The sequence below is a fragment of the Pseudomonas sp. R62 genome (assembly GCF_000257605.1).
GTDB classification, from domain to species: Bacteria; Pseudomonadota; Gammaproteobacteria; order Pseudomonadales; family Pseudomonadaceae; genus Aquipseudomonas; species Aquipseudomonas atacamensis.
The window spans coordinates 865039-869968 of record NZ_JH635999.1; the positions used below are offsets into that span (position 1 = coordinate 865039).

Annotated in this window: 5 protein-coding genes and 1 pseudogene; 2 read left to right on the top strand and 4 right to left on the bottom strand. The window is 61.1% G+C overall.

Annotated elements, in window-relative coordinates; all coding sequences use genetic code 11:
* Positions 1 to 185, top strand: a pseudogene (locus OQK_RS22300) (DNA methylase); the annotation flags it as partial.
* Positions 186 to 207: 22 nt separating this feature from the next.
* Here OQK_RS22300 and OQK_RS30150 read toward each other — a convergent pair.
* The 4 genes from OQK_RS30150 to OQK_RS22315 form a co-directional block, all read right to left on the bottom strand.
* Positions 208 to 348 (bottom strand): hypothetical protein, encoded by a 141-nt coding sequence (locus tag OQK_RS30150; RefSeq protein WP_016774360.1) that lies wholly within the window; start codon positions 346 to 348, stop codon positions 208 to 210.
* A gap of 12 nt (positions 349 to 360) precedes the next feature.
* A complete protein-coding gene (locus OQK_RS22305; protein ID WP_016774361.1) occupies positions 361 to 723 on the bottom strand; it encodes a hypothetical protein in 363 nt (120 codons plus the stop codon).
* Positions 716 to 1597: a manganese catalase family protein gene (locus tag OQK_RS22310; protein WP_016774362.1), complete on the bottom strand. Its 882-nt coding sequence runs from the start codon at positions 1595 to 1597 to the stop codon at positions 716 to 718. Before OQK_RS22310 ends, OQK_RS22305 begins: the two co-directional genes overlap by 8 nt.
* A 280-nt stretch (positions 1598 to 1877) precedes the next feature.
* A complete protein-coding gene (locus OQK_RS22315) occupies positions 1878 to 3416 on the bottom strand; it encodes a methyltransferase regulatory domain-containing protein (protein ID WP_016774363.1) in 1539 nt (512 codons plus the stop codon).
* A 338-nt stretch (positions 3417 to 3754) separates the two neighbouring features.
* Here OQK_RS22315 and OQK_RS22320 point away from each other — a divergent pair.
* The coding region (locus OQK_RS22320) for a tyrosine-protein phosphatase (RefSeq protein ID WP_016774364.1) at positions 3755 to 4930 on the top strand (1176 nt) is incomplete at its 3' end.

The window sequence follows — 4930 nt, forward strand, 5'->3', positions numbered from 1 at the left end:
GCACGGCGTCGCGACTGCTCGCGTTGGCCAACAAGCTCAACAGCGAGTACGCCGGCAAGGTCACTAATATCGTGGCGGCGAGCGCGGATCGTAAGGCGCTGGAGAAGCGCCTGTCCGAGTTCGAGGGGATAGGGCCGAAGACCGTTGAGATCTTCATGAGGGAAGCGGCGCCGGTGCTGTTTTGAATGGCCGATAGCGAACCAAAGCTCACATCGCAAAGAAGGTTCCCGCCAGTTCGCTCATCAGGATCAGCGTTCCGCCGGCGAATATCGCACAGCCCAGCATAAACTGGAGTCCCGGGGCGCCACCCAGGCTTGAGGGGAAACTCAGGTTTTTATACGTTCTCATGTCGCGCTCCTGTTACCGATGAAAACTTTCCGCCCCGTCGATGGAACGGTTGCGCTGCGCCAATACGCGCTTGGCGACCACCGGCATCGTGGGCAAGGCGTCTTCGACGGCTGGATGTGCGTCGGCTGGCGGGACGGCAGTCTCCTCAGCGAAATTATTCGGCAGCAGGGTGCCCAGGCCAAATCCATTCACCGCCATGCTGACTTTCAATCCCCGACAGGCCTGTTTGCAGTCCAGCTCAAAACCGGCGTATGCGTGCTCCATCAAACGTTGAAAATGTTCAGAGGTCAGCGCCAGGACTTTGCTGTTTTTCATGTTGATCACCTTGAGCAAGTGGCGACCCCGATCCGGGGCCGCCGAACGGGGTTCAGACATCTTTGCCTTGCACGTAACCGGAGCCCAGATCAGCACCGGTCACCGGCTCGCTGAGTGGATCGGACGCCGTGCGGATCTTCATGGCTTCCAGGACCTCTGCGTCGTCAGCAGGGAGGCTGACGGTCGCCAGACCGTCACCGCCGTCAACTGCCGGCTCTGGAGTTTCCACGTACTCCCACGCACCGCCCTCGTTCCACGGACCACGAACGTTGGGCTCGCCAGACATATTGAAGTACTTGTTGGTGAACTCCGGCATGCCCGGCAGTTTGCCCTGCGGGAAGTTGGGCTGGATCGAATGCAGGGCTTTTTCGAAGGACTGTTGATGGGCGATTTCCCGCGTCATCAAAAAGCCCAGCGCCTCTTTGACGCCCGGATCATCGGTGATGTTGATCAAGCGTTCGTAGAGAATTTTCGCCCGCGCTTCGGCTGCGATGTTGGAGCGGAAGTCGGCGGTCGGCTCGGTGATCGAGTCAACGTAGGCCGCCGTCCACGGTACGCCAGCGGAATTGACCAGAGGAGCGCCTGCGCCATAGAGCAGGCTGGTGATGTGCGAGTCATTGCCGGCGCCATTCAACGCGCGATACAGCTCGCCTTCCTCCTGAACGCCCTCGGCGAGTTGACCTTTGGCGCCTTTGTTGAGCATGACGATGATCGAGCCGACCACCTCAAGGTGGCTCAACTCTTCGGTGGCAATGTCTAGCAGAAGGTCTTTGCGCCCCGGATCTTCCTCGGCCAAGGCTTGAGTGAAATAGCGCGCTGCTGCGGCCAGTTCGCCATTGGCGCCCCCGAATTGTTCCAACAGCAGATTGGCCAGCCCCGGGTTGGGCTCGGCCACGCGAACGGTGTACTGAAGTCGCTTGTTATGTATGAACATTCAAATTTTCCTCAGACCAGGCTATCGCGCCTTGCCCATGTGGGCGTTGGCGCATGCATAGTTTGTGAGGAGGGCGCGCAGCAGAAATTTCGTTTTTTGCCGAGTGGCAGGACGGGCGGCAGAGGGCGGAAAGTTCCGTAAACAGGACGGTTGGCTTAGCCACGTTCCTCGACCAATGTGGGAGCGAGCCTGCTCGCGAATGCGGTACGTCAGTCACCGATTTGGCGGCTGATCCAGCGCTTTCGCGAGCAGGCTCGCTCCCACCTTGGTTCGTTTGCAATCAAGCGATTTTAAGCGCCCTCAGCACAGGCAGCGTCTGCTCGGCAAACACCTGCGCCTGTGCGGTCAGCGCGGCGATGTTGGCTTCAGCGGTGAGCAGCGGCTGGCCATTGTCGACCAGCACTTCACCTTGTTCGCTGATCACCCCCCACGCCAGTTGCGCCCATTCGGCCGGCTGCTGTTTGCCTTGCTTGATCGAGATCAGGAACAACTGCTGGAAGCGGCTGACCGTCACGCCACCACCGGTGACCGGGCTGGCAAGGGTCTGGATGTTGGCGCCGTACAGCGAGCGTTTGCACAGTTGCAGATTGAGCGCGGCGCAGCGACCGCTGACCTGCGACTCGGCGGCCTCGCTCTGGCACGGAGCGACCGCGCCCATACCGATCAGCACGGCCAGGGCTTGTTCGAGGTCGTCGTAAGCCATTGCAGTCTCGGAGAGCAATTGGCGCATGGATTTGGCCGCATAGTTCTGCGCCGCCAAGGCATCGAGCACCGGGCCGTAGATTTCCGCTTGCAGGGTCGCTTCGCCGGCAGGACCGGTGACCGAGCCCGCCACGGTTTCCCAGGGTTGCAGCAACGCGAAACGGCTGTGCAGCATTCTCGCCCGGCGTTCGGCAGCGGACAGGCGCGTCGCGCCACGCACGTACAGATCGCGGCGGAAGTGCTGGTTGACGAAGTAGTCCCTCGCTTGCTCGCGCATGATCGGGTGTTCGATGGTTTCCAGAAAGTCCATGCCTTCGGCGCTCAGGTTGAGCGGGTCGATTGAGTCCAGCGGCACTGCCGTGGTGGCGTAGTCGAGTTTGGCCGGGGCCAGCGCGTCGACCATGTCGGCGAAGTACATGCAGTTCCAGTCGCGGTTGAAATATTCGTGGGCGACGTAGTGACGATCCTGGCCCTTGATGCTCTGCAGCCGCGCGCCCAGGCTTGGTGCCGCAGCGGCATACTTCGGATTGGCCGCGAGCAACGCTTCGGAAAACTCCAGTGCGGCGTCAATACGCTCATCGGAGCGCGCCGAGGCATTGGCGAAACGGTCATGCAGGCTGAACAGATTGCGCAGCGGCGCCGACGGCGACCAGCCGGGGAAGCAGTTGTAACTGACGTAGAGCATGCCGCCCGGTTTAAGGTGACGGCGGGCGAATTCGACGATCAGTTTCTGGTTGTCACGGCTGACCCAGGTCCAGATGCCATGCAGGCTGATGCTGTCGAACTGCGGCAGATCGTTGCGCGCCAGCAGCTGTTCGAAACTGTCGTCGTACAGGCGGGCGCCGTTGTTGGCGGCAGTCGCGAGGTCGATGGCATGGGCCGCCATACCCGGATGAAAGTCCGTGCCAACAAACGAGCCCGGGTTGGCGGTGGCGTGGATGTTGATCGACACGCCCTGACCGAAACCCAGTTCGCAGTGCACGCCGTCGCTGCTTTCCAGTGTGGCAAAGCCGCGCAGCAACAGGCAGTAACGCAGGAACACCGGATTGATCTCCCGGCTATAGCTGTAGGTGTAGCCTTCGTCGGTGAAATAACCTTCGTTCCAGGCGTTGCTCATGGGTACAGCCTCTTGTTCTTGAAAGTGATGGCAGTCTTATAAGGGGTTGGCATTGCGCGCGACAAATTGAAAAAACGGATACTTCCCCAAACCCTGTGGGAGCGAGCCTGCTCGCGAAAGCTTTTTTTCAGTTTGAATATAATCGGCTGACACGCCGCTTTCATGGGCAGGCTCGCTGCCACAGGGATCTTCAACACATTCAAGCAGGATTGATGGACCGATCACGCACCCCACGGCCCATTCGCGCAGGCATTTTGTCGCCAGCCGAAACTGTCATATTCCCTCCCACTCGCCTGCCCATAGTGACCAGCCCAACGCTGATTTCATGAGGCTGCACTGTGTTCCAACGTCTTCTGTGTTCGCTGTCCGTTCTGAGCCTGTCCATCGCCGCTGCCCACGCGGCCGAGCCTGTCACCCTTGATACGCCGCGCTTGTCCGGCATCGACAACTTTCGCGACATAGCCGGCATCACCACCGCGTACTCCACCACCCACGACGGCGTGATGCGCAGCGGCGTGTTCTACCGCTCCAACGCATTGACGCCGTCGGCGGCGGATCTGGCGACGCTCAATGGCCTCGGCATCAAAACCATTTACGACCTGCGCACTTCCAGTGAAATCGCCGCTACGCCCGACACGATGATCACGGGCGCGGTCTATCGCAACATCGACATCATCGGCAGCACCACCTCGGGTGCGAACATCACCAATATCTCGTTCCACAGCGCCGCCGAAGCGGTGGCGATGATGGAGGACACCAACCGCGCGTTCGTCAGCGATGCCGGCATGCGTGGGCAGTTCGGCCAGTTGTTCAATGAGCTGGCCAGTGTCGACGCCGCGCAGCTATTCCACTGCACCGCCGGCAAGGACCGCACCGGCTGGACCGCCGCCGTGTTGCAGAGCATCGCTGGCGTCGATGAGGCGACGATCATGGCCAATTATCTGGCGACCAACGACTACACCGCCGCCCGTGTCGCCGCGACCCTGAAAGCGCTGCCGCCGAGCATGGCCGCTGTCTACGAGCCGCTGCTCGGGGTACAGGCCAGTTACTTGCAGGCCGGTCTCGACCAGGTCGCCGCCGAGTACGGCAGCATGGACAACTACCTCAAGCAGGGCCTCGGTCTGTCCCAGGAAACCATTTACGTGCTGCGGAGCAAACTGGTCGAGTACAACAGCTTGCCGGGGCAGGCCGGGCTGGTCGGCAACGCCGCCGCTGGTGCCGAATTGCTGCGGCAGTTGCAGAACTCCGAGCTGTCCGGCACCTACAGCGCCTACAACTACTACCTGCAATCGGCGATCGACGCCGGCACTCTGGGCGGTGTCGAATCTCAAGTTGGCGGACAGGTTCACGCCGATGCGGCGAGTTATCTCTTGCGGCAGAACGCGATGATCGAACAAGCCGCCGCACCGTTCGCCAGTGGCAGCGATTTGAAGGTTGGCCAATACCGCGTCTGGAGCACCGCGCTTGCCGGCTACCTCGGCACGGACGGCTCGGCCCATGCCGAGAGCAGCAAC

Excerpts from the sequence above, each read along its gene's own strand:
- OQK_RS22310 (WP_016774362.1), bottom strand. The coding sequence starts at position 1,597 with ATGTTCATACATAACAAGCGACTTCAGTACACCGTTCGCGTGGCCGAG.
- OQK_RS30150 (WP_016774360.1), bottom strand. The coding sequence starts at position 348 with ATGAGAACGTATAAAAACCTGAGTTTCCCCTCAAGCCTGGGTGGCGCC.
- OQK_RS22305 (WP_016774361.1), bottom strand. The coding sequence starts at position 723 with ATGTCTGAACCCCGTTCGGCGGCCCCGGATCGGGGTCGCCACTTGCTC.
- OQK_RS22315 (WP_016774363.1), bottom strand. The coding sequence starts at position 3,416 with ATGAGCAACGCCTGGAACGAAGGTTATTTCACCGACGAAGGCTACACC.